Raw genomic sequence first — 16,391 nt, forward strand, 5'->3', positions numbered from 1 at the left:
GTTGTGGATGAAATTACTGACATCGAGCCGGTTAAACAGCCCGATATTGCCGAGGCGGCTATGCAAACCAAGCCAGCTCCGGCTAAAAAGACTGAGCCCAAAGCCGCTCCGGTAATAGCCGCCACCCCATCCATGCCGGTGCGAGAACAGCGCCTATTGGCCTATCCACAAACAAACTACCTACTACAGCTGTTTGGCTCAGTGGAAGAGACGCGTGCCAGAGAGTTCGTTAAACGCTATATCAATCGCCTGCCGGTCACTTATTTTCAGGCCCGTCTGAAGGGCAAGCCTTGGTTTGTTGTCGTGACAGGCTCATACAGCGATAAGCCAGCCGCGCATGCCGCTGTCAAAACCCTGCCCGCAGAGCTACAAAAACTTCGCCCCTGGGTGCGAAGTGTTGCCAGTGTGCAAAAGGATATCCGCAGTAATCGGCTATAAGGCCGTGTTTTAGGGCTGGTTTATCCCTATGATCAAAAAATAACCTTTTCCTTTCCAAGTTTGTCACCTCAGAGCCATGCGTGTAGAATGTCCTCCCTTTTTTCCTGCGCAGGGCAGAATTTTGTCCTGCTGTCGTTGTATCTTTTTGATTTTACAAAAGATTTTTTGGCGAGATTCGTTATATGAGTACAGGCCTTTACCGACCTGAAGACGTCCGTGACAACTGTGGCTTTGGCCTTATTGCCGATATGGCAGGCAAGCCCAGTTATGAACTATTACGCACCGCGATTGAGTCCTTAACCTGCATGACTCACCGTGGTGGTATTGCGGCGGATGGTAAAACCGGTGATGGCTGTGGTTTATTAATAAAGAAGCCAGATAGCTTCCTTCGTACGGTCGCAAAAGAGAGTTGCGGGGCCGAACTGTCGGCGCAGTATGGTGTGGCGCAGATTTTCTTAAGCAAAGATCAGGCAAAAGCTGCCGCTGCCCGTCAAGCCGTTGATACTATTTTGGCAGAGCATGGCTTGTGTTCAGCGGGCTGGCGAGTGGTGCCAACCGACACCGCCTATTGTGGTGAAATTGCTCTATCCAGCTTACCTAGCATTGAGCAACTCTTTATTAACACCCAAGAAACTGACGAACAGGCTCTGGCCACCCAGTTATATATTGTCCGTCGTAAAATTGAATTGGCGCTGGCCAATGATGAAGATTTTTATATTTCCAGTTTTTCTGCTTCGGTTATTTCCTACAAAGGCTTAGTGATGCCGGTGGATTTACCAAAATTCTATCCGGACTTGGCGGACCCACGTTTAGAAACCGCTATTTGTGTTTTTCACCAGCGTTTCTCGACTAACACCTTGCCGCGTTGGCCGCTGGCGCAACCGTTCCGCCTGTTAGCCCATAATGGTGAGATCAATACCATTGAAGGCAATCGCAATTGGGCTGATGCCCGCGCCAGCAAATTTGAGACTGAGCGGCTGCCGGACATTGCTAGCATCAGTCCGCTGGTTAATCGCACCGGTTCTGACTCCTCCAGTATGGATAATATGCTGGAAGTGTTATTGGCTGGCGGCATGGATCTGTTTCGCGCAGTGCGGATGTTAGTCCCTCCCGCTTGGCAAAATATGGAGCATATGGATGCCGATCTCAGAGCCTTCTATGAATATAACTCCATGCATATGGAGCCTTGGGATGGCCCTGCCGGTATTGTAATGACCGATGGCCGTTACGCTGTTTGTATGTTGGATAGAAACGGTCTGCGTCCAGCTCGTTATGTTATTACCAAAAATGGTTTTATTACATTGGCCTCAGAAATCGGCACCTACGACTATAAGCCGGAAGATGTGGTCGCCAAAGGCCGTGTTGGCCCCGGACAAATTCTGGCGGTTGATACTCAAGCTGGCAAATTGCTGCATACCAAAGATATTGATCAGCAGCTAAAAACGGGTCAGCCCTATAAACAGTGGATGAAAGAAAATGCCACCCGAATAGAGTCGACCTTTGAGCCAGCACAAAAGCCTGATCTGATTTCGGCTGAAGATATTCCTGTATACCAAAAAATGTTTCAGGTCAGCTTTGAAGAGCGCGAGCAGGTGTTACGCCCACTGGCTGAAGCAGGTAATGAGGCGGTTGGTTCCATGGGCGACGATACCCCAATGGCGGTGCTCTCGCGCCAACAGCGTTCTCTTTACGATTACTTTCGCCAGAAATTTGCGCAGGTAACCAATCCGCCGATTGATCCTTTGCGGGAATCGATCGTGATGAGTTTGGAAACTTGTCTGGGTGTTGAAAAAAATATTTTTGAAGAAGATGCGGATCATGCCGATCGTATTATTTTAACCACACCGGTGCTTTCACCCGATAAATTTCAGCGCCTGATGGCGGTGGATAAACAGGGCTATGATAGTCAGACTATCGAGTTAAGCTTTGATCCCGCAGAAAAAGATTTGCAACAGGCAGTAGCAGAGATTGCCGCACAAGCGGAAGCCGCGGTCCGTGCCGGTACCGTATTACTGGTATTGTCGGATCGTAACTTACAGCCGGGCTGGTTGCCGGTACATAGTTTATTAGCCACCGGTGCCGTTCACCATCGCTTAATCGAGCAGGGCCTGCGTTGCGATACCAACCTGATTATTGAAAGTGGCTCAGCCCGTGACTCTCATCAGTTTGCCTGTTTGTTTGGTTTTGGTGCGACCGCTGTTTACCCTTATCTATCCTATAGCGTGCTGGATGAAATGATTCGCGTCGGTGAATTATTAGGTGACCCAGTACAAGCGCATATTAATTATCGCAAGGGCCTTAACAAAGGCCTGCTAAAAATTATGTCAAAGATGGGTATTTCCACCATCGCCTCTTACCGTGGTGCCCAATTATTCGAAGCCGTTGGTTTGGGTAGCGATGTGGTTGATCTTTGTTTTAAAGGCGTTGCCAGCCGTATTCAAGGCAGTGACTTTGCAAACCTTGAGAGCGAACAGGCCCAGCTGGCTAAAGCGGCATGGATTGCCCGCAAGCAAATTGATCAGGGTGGATTGCTGAAATATGTTCATGGCAAGGAATACCATGCGTTTAATCCCGATGTGATTAAAGGTTTGCAGGACGCTGTTTCAACCGGCGATTATGCAAAGTGGAAAACCTATGCTGCGTTGGTTAATGACCGCCCCGTAGCTTCACTGCGTGATTTGTTAGCGTTGAAAAAAGATATTAAACCGATCGCTTTGGATGAAGTTGAATCGATAGAATCGATTATGCCGCGGTTTGATTCAGCCGGTATGTCATTGGGTGCATTAAGCCCGGAAGCTCATGAGGCTTTAGCCACAGCGATGAACCGTTTAGGTGGTCGTTCCAATTCCGGTGAGGGGGGTGAAGATCCTGTTCGCTACGGTACCGAGCGCACCTCAAAAATTAAACAGGTTGCTTCAGGTCGCTTTGGTGTTACGCCGCATTATTTGGTTAATGCTGAAGTGCTGCAAATTAAAGTGGCGCAAGGTGCAAAACCCGGTGAGGGTGGTCAGCTGCCGGGCGGTAAAGTGAATAAACTAATCGCCCGTCTGCGTTACGCGGTACCTGGTGTGACCTTGATTTCACCGCCGCCGCATCATGATATTTATTCTATCGAAGATTTGGCGCAGCTAATTTATGACTTAAAGCAAGTTAATCCCAGCGCGCAAGTTTCGGTTAAATTGGTTTCAGAACCTGGAGTTGGCACCATCGCAGCCGGTGTAGCCAAAGCCTATGCCGATTTAATTACTATCTCCGGTTACGACGGCGGCACTGCGGCAAGTCCATTAACCTCTATTCGTCATGCCGGCTCTCCCTGGGAGCTAGGTTTGTCTGAAGCGCAACAAGCTTTGCGCTCCAATGGTTTACGCGGCGTGGTCAAAGTACAAACCGACGGTGGTTTGAAAACCGGCCTAGATGTGATCAAGGCTGCCATACTTGGTGCAGAAAGTTATGGTTTTGGTACCACCCCCATGGTGGCCTTAGGGTGTAAGTATCTGCGTATTTGTCACCTCAATAACTGTGCCACCGGTGTGGCGACTCAAAATGATTATCTGCGTGATGAGCATTTTATCGGCACGGTAGAAATGGTGATGAACTTCTTCCGCTTTCTTGCTATGGAAACGCGGGAGTGGATGGCACAAATTGGCGTGCGTTCGATTGAAGAATTAATTGGGCGTACGGATTTATTAGAAGCTCTTGACGGCTTTACTGAAAAGCAGGGTAATCTCGACCTTGCGCCGATTCTATACAAAGATCCGGCCGCCGAAGATCAGCCAGAATTCTGTCATGCTGCATCCAATGATCCTTTTGATAAAGGCGTCAAAGCGGAAGCGATGGTAGCGGCGACGATTGATGCGATCGACAACAAGGCCGGTGGTGAATTTAGTTTTGATATCACTAATTGTGACCGTTCTATCGGTGCACGTTTGTCCGGTGAAATCGCCAAGCGTTATGGCAATCAGGGTATGGCGGATACGCCGATCAAACTAAAGCTAAGCGGTACCGCTGGTCAAAGCTTTGGTGTCTGGAATGCGGGTGGCTTGCATTTGTATCTGGAAGGCGATGCCAACGACTATGTCGGCAAAGGTATGGCCGGTGGTAAACTGGTGATCTACCCGCCTAAGGTCAGCGAATTTGCCTCGCAGGAAACCTCTATTATTGGCAATACCTGTTTATACGGTGCAACCGGCGGACAATTGTTTGCCGCTGGTACGGCCGGTGAGCGTTTCGGTGTTCGTAACTCGGGTGCTTTTGCCGTTGTTGAAGGTGCCGGAGATCACTGTTGTGAATATATGACTGGCGGCAATATCACCGTACTGGGTGATACCGGGGTTAACTTTGGTGCGGGTATGACCGGTGGTTTTGCTTATGTGTTGGATCAGAGCAATCGTTTTGTTGATCGTTACAATAACGAATTGGTAGAAATCCAGCGTATCAATAGCGAACATTTAGAGGCATATCGCAATCACCTGCGCAACAATATTCAAACTTTTATTAATGAGACTGGCTCCCAATGGGGGCAGCATATTCTCGATCACTGGGCTGATTTTGTCGGTAAGTTTTGGTTGGTGAAACCCAAAGCTGCCAGCGTCGATACGCTACTAGACACAATCAAGCAACGCCCGGAATAAGCGACGAGACTTTTTTATGGCTGAACGTTTAAGTAATAATTTCCAATTTGTTGAGGTCGACCGTAAAGGTCCGGCAAAGAAGCCTATACATGCTCGCACCACCGAGTATGTAGAGATTTATGAACCTTACCAAAAAGAAGAAGTACAGGATCAAGCACACCGTTGTCTAGAGTGTGGTAATCCCTATTGCGAGTGGAAGTGCCCAGTGCATAACTTTATTCCGAACTGGTTAAAGTTAGTATCTGAGGGCAACTTATTTGAAGCGGCTGAACTATCTCATCAAACTAACACCCTGCCTGAGGTCTGTGGTCGGGTATGCCCGCAAGATCGTTTATGTGAAGGCGCTTGTACTTTGAATGATGGTTTTGGTGCGGTCACCATTGGTTCTACAGAAAAATATATTACCGATACGGCCTTGGCCATGGGTTGGCGTCCGGATATGTCAGGACGTGTTTGGACGGATAAAAAAGTCGCCATTATTGGTGCAGGTCCTGCCGGCTTGGGCTGTGCCGATGTTTTGGTGCGCGCAGGGGTTAAACCGGTAGTGTTTGATTTATACCCGGAAATTGGTGGCCTACTAACATTTGGTATTCCCGAATTTAAATTAGAAAAAAGCGTACTGTCCCGTCGTCGCGAAGTGTTTGAAGAGATGGGTATCGAATTTCGCCTCAACACAGAAGTCGGTAAAGACATTAGTATGCAGTCGCTAATGGATGAGTACGATGCGGTATTTATGGGTATGGGTACTTATAAATATATGAAAGGGGGTTTTCCCGGTGAAGACCTTGACGGTGTTTATGATGCACTGCCATTTTTGATTTCAAACGTTAACCGCAACTTGGGTTTTGAAAAAGATCCCGCTGATTATATTAGTGTTAAAGGCAAAAAGGTGGTTGTTCTTGGTGGTGGTGATACCGCGATGGATTGTAACCGGACTTCTATTCGTCAGGGAGCCAGTCAAGTGGCCTGTGCTTACCGCCGCGATGAAGAAAACATGCCCGGTTCTCGCCGCGAAGTGGCCAATGCCAGAGAGGAAGGAGTAGAGTTTTTGTTCAATCGCCAGCCTGTCGCTATTGTCGGTAACGATAAAGTCGAAGGCATTAAAATGGTCACCACGCGTTTAGGTGAGCCCGATGACAATGGCCGTCGTCGCCCTGAGCCGATTCCGGGTAGTGAAGAAGTTATTGCAGCGGATGTGGTGTTGGTGGCCTTTGGTTTTCAGCCAAATCCTCCGGCGTGGTTAAAAGACTTTGCCGTGACGACTAACAGTTGGCAAGGTGTTATCGCGGAAGAAGAGCAGACCTATAAATTCCAGACCGCCAACCCGAAAATATTTGCCGGCGGTGATATGGTGCGCGGTTCTGATCTGGTGGTCACTGCGATCTGGGAAGGACGTCAGGCTGCCGAAGGTATTTTGGATTATTTGGAAGTATAACCCACTAACCCCTGATTGATTCTTTTAAGGCAGGGTTACCGTGCCTTTTTTGCATTGAGTGATTAGTTCCTGTGGAAGGTAAAGGCAGTATGTCCGAGTTAAAAAACGATCGCTTTTTACGTGCCTTATTAAAACAGCCCGTTGATGTAACACCAGTGTGGATGATGCGTCAGGCGGGGCGTTATTTGCCGGAGTATCGGGCCAGCCGCGCCAAAGCCGGTGATTTTATGTCGCTGTGTATGAATCCTGAGTTTGCCTGCGAAGTCACCATGCAACCGCTTGATCGTTACCCTTCATTAGATGCCGCGATTTTATTCTCTGATATTTTAACTATTCCCGATGCAATGGGCCTGGGTTTATATTTTGAAACCGGTGAAGGTCCGCGGTTTAAAAAAACCGTTAGATCAGCGGCGGATGTTGAAGCGCTACCGGTACCTGACCCACAAAAAGATTTAGGCTATGTGATGGATGCCGTTAGCACCATTCGCAAAGAGCTCAATGGTCGGGTGCCGCTGATCGGTTTTTCTGGCAGCCCCTGGACACTGGCCACTTATATGGTCGAAGGTGGTTCATCAAAAGATTTTCGTTTGGCCAAAGCCTTAGCCTTTAATGAGCCCAACACCATGCATGCGTTGCTGGATAAATTGGCTCGTAGCGTCACTTCCTACCTTAATGGTCAAATTAAAGCTGGCGCACAGGCGGTACAAATTTTTGATACTTGGGGTGGCGCGCTCAGCCATAATGCCTATAAAGAATTTTCACTCAACTATATGCAAAACATCGTTAATGGTTTGATCCGTGAACATGAAGGCCGTGAAGTGCCGGTGATTTTATTTACCAAAAACGGCGGCCAGTGGTTGGAAGCGATTGCAGATACAGGTACCACTGCTTTAGGCCTGGATTGGACAACCGATATTGGCAGCGCGCGCAAGCGTGTAGGTGATAAGGTGGCGCTACAGGGCAATATGGATCCAACGATGTTATATGCAGCGCCAGAACGTATTCGGGAAGAAGTGAAAACAATTCTTGCAGGTTTTGGCAACGGTAGCGGCCATGTATTTAATTTAGGTCACGGTATTACCCCGGAAGTTGATCCGGAACATGCCAGAGCATTTATTGAATCGGTACATGAACTGTCCGAACCCTATCATCAATAAGTCTTATTGATGCGTTTCGGTGGGTAAAACGCCAGAATCTCAGCTACAGCGGCATCAACCACCGCAGTCATTTCTGCTGGCGATTGTTTGGCCAGTTTAAAAATTTTGCTGCCGCGCCATATCAGTTTGTTGTTCTTAACATTAACAAGATCAATCATCAGTTCAACCTCTTTGACAGCGATATCGCCACCAAGAGGAAAGCTCAATGAAACCCCCATCGTCGTATTGCCGCCACTACCACCGCCAAAACTTATACTGCCGCCTGATTGCGGTTGCTGCGATCGGGTCTGAGCGGCAATCTGGTAGCGCACCCAGATATCCGCCTGCTGTTGACTAACAGCTTGATGAAAACCGGCATCTAACAGCTTGGTTCTTAAAGCCTGCTGAACTCGCTGGGCAAGTAATGGATCAATATCGTTGGCCGTTCCCTTATCGGCTGCCAGCCAGTCGTAAGTCTGAAAGTTAGAGAAATCGGTGCCGGTATCATAATCCACGATGACATTGCTGCTAGTCTGACAACCAGCCAGCGCTATGCAGATGGAGAAAAAAAACAACCGTTGGATGCCTAACAGTAACGGCATGGTGGCCTCTGGAAGTGATGGATCAGAGGCATCAATATAGGCGATCGCTCAGGCGACATCAATTGTAGCTGCATTTTAATAATAGTTAAAAATTATCAATATTATAATTATAATTAACTTTTATAATATTCAGTGTGGCGGCATACTGTTGTCATCATTTAATAGAGGAGCAATATGATGCCAAGGTTTACGATATTTGGAAAAGAAGATTGCGGTTTTTGCCGCCGGGCCAAAGAGCTCTGTGATATCAAGAGGTTGAGCTATCGCTATGTCGATATCAATAAAGAGGCTATTAGTCAGGCTGACCTTGAAAAAACAGTCGGCGGCCCCGTGACTACCGTGCCACAAATTTTTCATGGTCGTCAGTATATCGGTGGTTTTGATGCCTTAAGCCGTTTGCTGGAAGAGTACGCTACATAATGCGCGTTACCGTCCGAAACAATTGTTGCTTGCCGGTAATCGCTATAAAATTTATTCTCATAACCCGCGCTCAATGTTACGGTCATTGGATAGATTTATGAAGCCTCTTGCCATTGTTTTACTCGCCTTGATGACAGTGGCCTGTACCACATCGCCAACCGGTCGTTCACAACTGTTATTAGTGTCGGCAAACGAAATGGATAAAATGGGTGCGGCCGCTTTTGCCAAAATGAAGAAAAATGCCGAGATAGAAAAAGCCGTTGCCACTAATGACTATGTGGACTGTGTGGCCAATGCCGTAACGGCGGTATTAGCTGAAGATCAACAGCGTGACTGGGAAGTGGTGGTTTTTAAAGATGACAGTGCCAATGCCTTTGCCTTGCCTGGTAATAAAATAGGCGTACACACCGGCATCTTAACGGTAGCTAACAACCAAGATCAGTTAGCTGCGATTATTGGTCATGAAGTTGGTCATGTTCTCGCCCAGCATGGTAACGAACGAATGTCGATCGGCTATGCTTCACAGGCTAGCCAGCAATTATTAGGTGCTGTATTTGAAGGCACCGATCAACTTATGGCCGTTTTAGGCGCAGGTTCAAAGTATGGTGTACAGCTTCCCTACAGTCGTGTGCATGAAATCGAAGCCGATTTAATGGGTTTAAAATTAATGGCAACGGCCGGTTTTGATCCCCGTGCCAGTGTTATGCTCTGGCATAACATGGCGGCCAATTCCGACGGTGCTCCGCCGGAAATTATGTCGACACATCCGTCCAATAAGAATCGTATCAAAGGTTTGCAGGAGAATATGGCAGCGGCTGTAGATGTGTATAACCGTGCGCGCCAGCAGGGGAAAACACCTCACTGTACACCATAGGCTGTGTAGCCTTAATCGTCATCCATATCACAGTTGATGCCGTGATTCATGTCCAGCGCCGGCTGGTCAGTAGTTGGATGACCAATTTCCTTGGCAGGAACACCAACGACAGTGGTATGTGCCGGTACGTCTTGCAGTACCACACTGCCGGCACCGACTTTTGCGCCAGTGCCAATTTGGATATTGCCAAGAATTTTTGCACCGGCACTGATTAAGACGCCGTCGCCTATTTTGGGATGGCGATCACCTTCTTGTTTTCCTGTGCCGCCCAGAGTCACAGATTGCAAGATAGACACGTTATTGCCAACGACAGCCGTTTCACCAATGACTACACCGGTACCATGATCTAGCAGCACACCATGACCAATATTGGCGGCTGGATGAATGTCGACCCCGAATTGTGTGGAAACAGCATTTTGCAAAAACAAAGCAAGTTCTTCTCGGCCCTGCTGCCACAGCCAGTGGCCAACCCGATAAGCCTGCAAAGCATGAAAGCCTTTAAAGTACAAAAAGGGAATAGAGTAGGTATGGCAGGCAGAATCGCGCTCCATAACCGCTCGCAAGTCACAGCGTATAGCCTTGCCGATATGGGTATCCGTTTTAAGTGCCTGTTCAAACACTTCACGTAGCAATAGCGCCGAGGCGGTTGGGCTATCAAGTTTATGCGCCAGATGAAAACTTAACGCACACTCCAGTGATTGGTGATTCAGAATCGTGGAGTGAAGAAAACTGGTTAGCAAGGGTTCCTTGCTAACGGTTTGCTCGGTTTCCTCGCGAATACTAAGCCAAATACTGTCGTTGTCAGCGTTAATAGAAATCGGTTGTGTAGCCATGACAAAGTGTCCGTGGTCGAATATTGACTGCTGTTGTTAATTGTGGAGGCTGATTAGCGCTTAATCAAGAGAGAAATTTATCCAATTGGCTAACACATTGCCATAGCGGCTGCCCTGATTCATGGTATTTACGTTCAAACGGGGTGATGGATGGTTTCGGAGTAAACTCTTCAAGGGTGGCACTATGGCCGGCGATTGCCAGTGCGGCAGCAAATTCCTGTAAATAAATAGGCCAGTTACTGCGTACTTCCACTTCGCCTCCCAGTGCTAACAGCGTAGCGAACAAGGGAGAGCCATGAATCCGGCGCTTGAAATGACAGGACTTGGGCCAAGGGTTAGGGTAAAACAGACAGTGGCGCGCAAGGTGCCAGCCATCTTCAACCGCCAGCCGCCAAAAATCATCGACATCTGCGCGCAGCAGTAGGTAATTATCAATCCCTGATTGCCGGTAGTGATCATCGTGTTTATTGAGTCTGGCAACCGATTTATCGATCCCTATGACTAGAGCATTGGGATATTGTCTGGCGAGATTGACGGTGCTTTCACCGACGCCACAAAAAGAGTCGAGAATAATTTCGCCTTGATGCTGGCTAAGGCGCTGTTTGGCTTGTGCAAAAACTTCGAGGCTGTAATCGGGGTAGGGTCGTTGAAAACGGGTGTTTAAATGCCGTCGAACCACCGGCTCCAGATTGTGGTGGAGCTGCTGTTGGTTGCTAGTGATAATGCGAGAGTCTGGCACAGTGATCTTCTTTATATCGAACGGGCTGCGATTATAGCAGGGATAGGTATCCAGTTATTGCGAAATTAACAGCCTACTGTCAGACTGCTTTTTAAAATAATGAGTTTGAGATATTTATGCGACAGGATAGACGCCCCTATTGGGTTAAAAAAAATTACCTTCGCTTTCGCCGTTGGTATGCCAACCATTTTTTGCGTCCGGCTTGTGATGAGCTAGGGGATCACCACACCATTATGAAGCCGTGGTATGTAGCTATTTCAGGCCCTAATATTTCTATAGGTCAATGCGCTACCATTATTGGTGAGCCGGCTGATAGGGTGAAGCTGGGAGTCTGGGGCCGAGAGCCTGATCAGGGGGAATTGCGGATTGGTGATTATGTCTTGATTAGCCCGGGTTGCCGAATTTCTGCTGGCGATAAAATCATTATTGGTGATAGCGTTATGATGGCTAACGGTGTTTATATTACCGACTCCGATTGGCATGATATTTATGATCGCAGTCGTCGTAGTGAAAAAGTAGCGCCGGTGATTATTAAAGATAATGTCTGGTTGGGCGATGGCAGTAAAGTACTAAAAGGTGTCACCATAGGTGAAAATAGTATTGTTGCTGCTGGCGCTGTTGTGAGTAAAGATGTTCCCGCCAATGTTATTGTAGCGGGTAATCCGGCGACGGTGGTTAAAGCAATTGATGCCGAACGAAAAATGACAACACGCAAAGATTTTTTTTCCGATCCTGTCGGGCAACAGCAGTTCTTTGATGATGTTGATAAAACGGTGTTAGAGAAAAACACCTTGTTCAGTTGGTTGCGAGCGTTGTTGTTCCCGAGTAAGGCAGATTAGCGGTTAAAACAATTGTAACGGTGGCTCATTAACCATAGAAAATTGTTCTCTCAATTGCAGAATATGATCCGACCAATATCGCGCGGTATTAAACCATGGAAAATGGTGAGGGAAAGCTGGATCTTGCCAGCGTTTTGCCAGCCATGCACTGTAATGAATAATCCGTAAAGTGCGCAACGCTTCAATTAAACGCAGCTGTCTTGGATCAAAATCAAAAAATTCGTTGTAACCTTCCACCAGTTCGCTGATTTGTGCCGTTTGGCGTTGTCTGTCGCCAGACATAAACATCCATAGATCCTGAATTGCAGGAGCCATACGGCTATCATCCAAATCGACAAAGTGGGGTGATTCGCCGCGCCATAAAATATTGCCGGCATGACAGTCGCCATGTACGCGAATAGCGTTAACTGTGGTTTGTGCAAATTGTTCTTTAATGGTTTTAATTAAATCTTCGCATAAACTGACATAGGCAGTACGTAAATCGCTGGGAATAAACTGTTCGCTAATTAATTGAAAGCTGTCTTCAGCAAAGGATTTTATATCGAGTGTTGGACGATGCTGGAAGTCTTGCTGGGCACCCACTGCATGAATTCTTCCCATTAGTCGCCCAAGAATTAATAGATTATCTAAATCATCTAGTTCGGGTGCGCGGCCACCTTGGCGTTGATAAATAGCAAACGGATAGCCGTCATAATCAAGTAAAGTTTTTCCCTTTGCATTCTTTAGCGGTGGTACTACTGGAATTTCAGCATCAAACAATTCATAGCTAAATTGGTGCTCTTCTAAAATTTGCGCTTCACTCCACCGTTCAGGACGGTAGAACTTAACAATAACTGGCTCAGCTTGGTCCATGCCAACTTGATAAACCCGATTCTCATAACTGTTTAATGCAAGGATGCGCAGATCGGTTAAGCGGCCAGTGCTTTCTACGGCATCAATCACTAATTCCGGTGTTAGTCTGTGGTAAGGATGGGGGTTAGTCATTAAATTTCTCATGGCTCGCTAAGCAGAGCGACTGTTTTTATTTGCGCGTAGACTTGTTGGCCTATATGTAGCTGAAGTCGGGCAACGGATTTATGAGTTAACCTGACTAACAAGTATTGTTGCGCTACTGCCAGTTTGATCAAAACTTTGGCGCTATTATCGCAGTTTTCAATATCGAGTAGCGGGTAGAATATTAGAATACTACTATTTTCTTCCCGCTCTAAGTTGATGCTGTTATCCTTTTTAAAATTACTGGCAACGGCACTAGTGGCAGTATCGGTATGAAGTAGCTTATTGGATAACGATTCTGGTCAAAATCTAGAGACTGTATAAAGCTGGCCAGTATGGCTTGCTAGGGCGTTCTTGCCAACACCCATATATGCACCTCGCCAGCGCCGGCCTTTAACAATACCTTGCTGATTTCAGTGGCGGTCGCTCCGGTTGTCATCACATCATCCACCACCGCAACCGATTGCCCCTTTAATGCGCTAGTCGCCGCAAAGGCTCTGCTTAGGTTATGCCGCCGCTGTTGGGCATCCAGTTGTTGCTGGGGCGGGGTGAATTGACAGCGTTTTAGTAGGGGTAGCGAGCGGATACCCAAGGCTTTAGCAAGATAGCTAGCAATATGTTCGCTTTGGTTAAAGCCGCGTTTTAGCCTGCGGCGCCAGTGCAGGGGAGTAGCGGTGATAATATCCGGCATGTCTCCGGAGTATGCACTTACAAACCCCTTGAGAGCTATTTTAGATAGGGTTCTGCCATAACTAAGCTGTTTTTTATACTTAAAGCCAGCAATTAGCTCGGCGATAGGGTATTGATATAAGTAAATCGCCACTACTCGCTGAAAGGGGGGAGGCTGCAACTGGCACTGGCCGCAAAGGGTTTGATCGAGATTTGGCAGAGGCAAGGCGCAACGCCGACAGTGGCTCCCCAATCGTGGTAATGGCGCCTCGCAGTCTTGGCAGATATCCAGCCCGGGTTGGCCGATATCATCACAGAGAATACAGCGGCCGCAAAGCTCTAGGCTGCTGAGCGCCGGTAAAGCCAGGCGCATGCTCAGTAAACCATATCTTATAAAGCAGTTAACCATGCTCGTCCTTGTAGGTTGACAGCGGAGCGATAATCCTTATCATTGATGGCCACTTTAGGGGATATTCAGTCCCGTTTCCAGCCACCCATTATCTTTGCAGGATATCCCTATGACCGCTGCTAATAGCTTGATTCGTCACGATTGGACCTCACAGGAAGTACAGTCCCTGTTTGAGCTGCCCTTTAACGATTTGTTATTTAAAGCCCAAACGGTGCATCGCCAGTTCTTTAATCCCAATGAGGTACAGGTCAGTACTCTGCTGTCGATCAAAACCGGCGCCTGTCCTGAAGACTGCAAATACTGTCCGCAGAGCAATCGCTATGACACCGGTCTGGAAAAAGAAAAATTAATGGCAGTTGAGAAAGTGCTAAAAGAAGCGGCCGAAGCCAAAGCCACCGGCGCTACCCGTTTCTGTATGGGTGCGGCTTGGCGTTCTCCCAAAGCCAAAGATATGCCCTATGTTACTGCCATGGTTAAAGGCGTGAAGGAAATGGGGCTGGAAAGTTGTATGACGCTGGGGATGTTAACCGCAGAGCAAGCGGACGAATTATCGGCGGCCGGTCTTGATTATTACAACCACAACCTAGATACCTCGCCCGAGTTTTATGGTGAAGTAATTACCACCCGTACCTATTCTGATCGTTTAACCACCATTGCCAATGTGCGCGATGCCGGTATTAAAGTCTGCAGTGGCGGTATAGTGGGTATGGGTGAAACAGTTAAAGACCGTGCCGGTTTATTAATTCAGCTAGCCAATATGCCGCAACACCCGGAAAGTGTGCCGATCAATATGTTGGTACGGGTTGAGGGCACCCCGTTGGCTACAGAGAACGATTTGGATAATTTTGATTTTATTCGCACCATTGCGGTAGCGCGTATTTTAATGCCCGAGTCGCATGTGCGTTTGTCCGCTGGCCGTGAAGCCATGAATGAAGAGATGCATGCATTGGCCTATTTTGCCGGCGCCAACTCTATCTTCTACGGTGAAAAACTACTAACCACCGCCAACCCCGAAGCCAATAAAGACTTGCAGTTATTTGAGCGTTTAGGTATTCAGCCGGAAGATCGTCAAGTTGAACGATGTGATGACGGCGAAGAAGACCGTATTCGCGAACAGATTCAACAAGCCGAACACGATAAGTTTTTCTACGACGCTGCGCAGGCCTGATTCGCCAGCGCAAACTGCGGCCATACTATGTCAGATCCTCTTCAACTGACGGCAGCGCTCGACCAGCGTAAGTCCAATCATTTATATCGACAGCGCCGGTTACTGCAAAGTGCTCAAGGCGCTGAAGTGGTTGTGGATGGCAAACCCTGCCTGAACTTTTGCAGCAATGATTATTTAGGTTTGGCCAATCACCCAGATGTTGTCGCCGCCTTTACCTCAGCAGCCAATGACTTTGGTGTAGGCAGTGGTGCTTCGCATTTAGTCTGTGGCCATAGCAGTTTGCATCATCAATTGGAGCAAGAATTGGCTGACTATGTTGGCCGTGATCGTGCCGTATTATTTTCAACCGGCTATATGGCCAACCTTGGCGTAGTTAACGCTCTGGTTGGCAAACAGGATGCGGTGTTTGAAGATAAACTTAATCATGCTTCACTACTCGATGCCGGTTTATTATCCGGCGCACGTTTTCAGCGTTTTTTGCATAATGATCTGGCGAATCTTGAAGCGCGATTAAAAAAATCTACTGAAAATAAAAAACTGATTGTGGTCGATAGTGTTTTCAGTATGGATGGTGATTTAGCGCCGCTGGATGATTTGGCCGCTTTGGCAAAACAATATAACGCTGGGCTGATGGCTGATGATGCTCATGGTTTTGGTGTGCTGGGTAATAGCGGCGCCGGTTGCGCAGAGCATTTTCAATTAGACCAGCAACAGCTACCGGTATTAATGGCCACCTTGGGCAAAGGCCTGGGATGTTTCGGCGCATTTGTCGCCGGTAGTGAACAGCTGGCTGAAACCTTGATTCAATTTGCTCGCCCTTATATTTATACCACCGCCTTGCCGCCCGCTGTCGCCGCCGCTACTTTGGCCAGTTTAAAAATTATGCGTGAAGACGTCGCCCGGCGTCAGCATTTACAGTCGTTAATCGCTTATTTTAGAGAGCGGGCCGAAACACTCGGTTTAACACTGATGCCATCGATAACCGCGATTCAGCCGCTGATGATTGGCACTAGTGAGCAAGCGCTGGCGATAAGTGATGCACTATTAGCAAAAGGTTTTTTAATCAGTGCTATTCGCCCGCCGACGGTGCCGGTTAATTCAGCCCGTTTACGTATTACCCTCAGCGCTGCGCATAGCGAGCAACAAGTAGAGCGTTTGTTAGTAGCTCTGGCTGAGGTGATGTCATAAATACCACTAAACTACCT

Annotated in this window: 14 protein-coding genes; 9 read left to right on the forward strand and 5 right to left on the reverse strand. The window is 47.8% G+C overall.

Annotated features, from left to right (window positions below; genetic code table 11):
* The 4 genes from AACP44_RS01395 to hemE all read left to right on the forward strand — a co-directional run.
* Positions 1-438: SPOR domain-containing protein (locus tag AACP44_RS01395; RefSeq protein WP_339338266.1), on the forward strand; the 438-nt coding region annotated here is incomplete at its 5' end.
* A 182-nt stretch (positions 439-620) separates the two neighbouring features.
* A complete protein-coding gene (gene gltB, locus AACP44_RS01400) occupies positions 621-5,069 on the forward strand; it encodes a glutamate synthase large subunit (RefSeq protein WP_339338268.1) in 4,449 nt (1,482 codons plus the stop codon).
* A 16-nt stretch (positions 5,070-5,085) separates the two neighbouring features.
* Positions 5,086-6,504, forward strand: coding sequence for an FAD-dependent oxidoreductase (locus tag AACP44_RS01405; protein WP_339338270.1), 1,419 nt, complete (start codon positions 5,086-5,088; stop codon positions 6,502-6,504).
* 89 nt (positions 6,505-6,593) lie between these two features.
* Positions 6,594-7,661 (forward strand): uroporphyrinogen decarboxylase, encoded by a 1,068-nt coding sequence (gene hemE, locus AACP44_RS01410; RefSeq protein ID WP_339338272.1) that lies wholly within the window; start codon positions 6,594-6,596, stop codon positions 7,659-7,661.
* Here hemE and AACP44_RS01415 read toward each other — a convergent pair.
* Complete coding sequence (locus AACP44_RS01415; RefSeq protein ID WP_339338274.1) at positions 7,655-8,242, reverse strand: DUF4136 domain-containing protein; 588 nt, start codon at positions 8,240-8,242, stop codon at positions 7,655-7,657. The two genes, hemE and AACP44_RS01415, sit on opposite strands and share 7 nt — an antisense overlap.
* 174 nt (positions 8,243-8,416) lie before the next feature.
* Here AACP44_RS01415 and AACP44_RS01420 point away from each other — a divergent pair, with 174 nt between their 5' ends.
* Together AACP44_RS01420 and AACP44_RS01425 are read left to right on the forward strand one after the other, a co-directional pair.
* Positions 8,417-8,662: a glutaredoxin domain-containing protein gene (locus AACP44_RS01420; protein WP_339338276.1), complete on the forward strand. Its 246-nt coding sequence runs from the start codon at positions 8,417-8,419 to the stop codon at positions 8,660-8,662.
* A 97-nt stretch (positions 8,663-8,759) separates the two neighbouring features.
* Positions 8,760-9,536: a M48 family metallopeptidase gene (locus AACP44_RS01425; protein WP_339338278.1), complete on the forward strand. Its 777-nt coding sequence runs from the start codon at positions 8,760-8,762 to the stop codon at positions 9,534-9,536.
* 11 nt (positions 9,537-9,547) lie between these two features.
* Here AACP44_RS01425 and cysE read toward each other — a convergent pair whose 3' ends face one another.
* Together cysE and AACP44_RS01435 are read right to left on the reverse strand one after the other, a co-directional pair.
* The gene (gene cysE / locus AACP44_RS01430) at positions 9,548-10,369 is read right to left on the reverse strand and encodes a serine O-acetyltransferase (RefSeq protein ID WP_339338280.1); all 822 of its coding nucleotides are present in this window, start codon (positions 10,367-10,369) and stop codon (positions 9,548-9,550) included.
* A 64-nt stretch (positions 10,370-10,433) separates the two neighbouring features.
* Complete coding sequence (locus AACP44_RS01435) at positions 10,434-11,108, reverse strand: methyltransferase domain-containing protein (RefSeq protein WP_339338282.1); 675 nt, start codon at positions 11,106-11,108, stop codon at positions 10,434-10,436.
* 116 nt (positions 11,109-11,224) lie between these two features.
* Between AACP44_RS01435 and AACP44_RS01440 the strand changes: the two genes are divergently transcribed.
* Positions 11,225-11,947, forward strand: a complete 723-nt coding sequence (locus AACP44_RS01440; RefSeq protein ID WP_339338284.1) for an acyltransferase — start codon at positions 11,225-11,227, stop codon at positions 11,945-11,947.
* Between the two features lie 3 nt (positions 11,948-11,950).
* Here AACP44_RS01440 and AACP44_RS01445 read toward each other — a convergent pair whose 3' ends face one another.
* Both AACP44_RS01445 and AACP44_RS01450 read right to left on the reverse strand, forming a co-directional pair.
* Complete coding sequence (locus tag AACP44_RS01445) at positions 11,951-12,931, reverse strand: serine/threonine protein kinase (RefSeq protein ID WP_339338286.1); 981 nt, start codon at positions 12,929-12,931, stop codon at positions 11,951-11,953.
* A gap of 352 nt (positions 12,932-13,283) precedes the next feature.
* Positions 13,284-13,982 carry a ComF family protein gene (locus AACP44_RS01450; RefSeq protein ID WP_339338288.1) on the reverse strand — a complete coding sequence of 233 codons (699 nt, stop codon included), beginning with the start codon at positions 13,980-13,982 and terminating at the stop codon, positions 13,284-13,286.
* Between the two features lie 145 nt (positions 13,983-14,127).
* On the opposite strand from AACP44_RS01450, the gene bioB reads away from it, so the two are divergent.
* Together bioB and bioF are read left to right on the forward strand one after the other, a co-directional pair.
* On the forward strand, positions 14,128-15,186 hold the full coding sequence (bioB, locus tag AACP44_RS01455) for a biotin synthase BioB (RefSeq protein WP_339338290.1): 1,059 nt from the start codon (positions 14,128-14,130) through the stop codon (positions 15,184-15,186).
* Between the two features lie 27 nt (positions 15,187-15,213).
* On the forward strand, positions 15,214-16,374 hold the full coding sequence (bioF, locus tag AACP44_RS01460; RefSeq protein WP_339338292.1) for an 8-amino-7-oxononanoate synthase: 1,161 nt from the start codon (positions 15,214-15,216) through the stop codon (positions 16,372-16,374).
* Positions 16,375-16,391: the final 17 nt, after the last annotated feature.

This window comes from uncultured Oceanicoccus sp. (genome assembly GCF_963968385.1).
Lineage (GTDB): Bacteria > Pseudomonadota > Gammaproteobacteria > Pseudomonadales > Dasaniaceae > Oceanicoccus.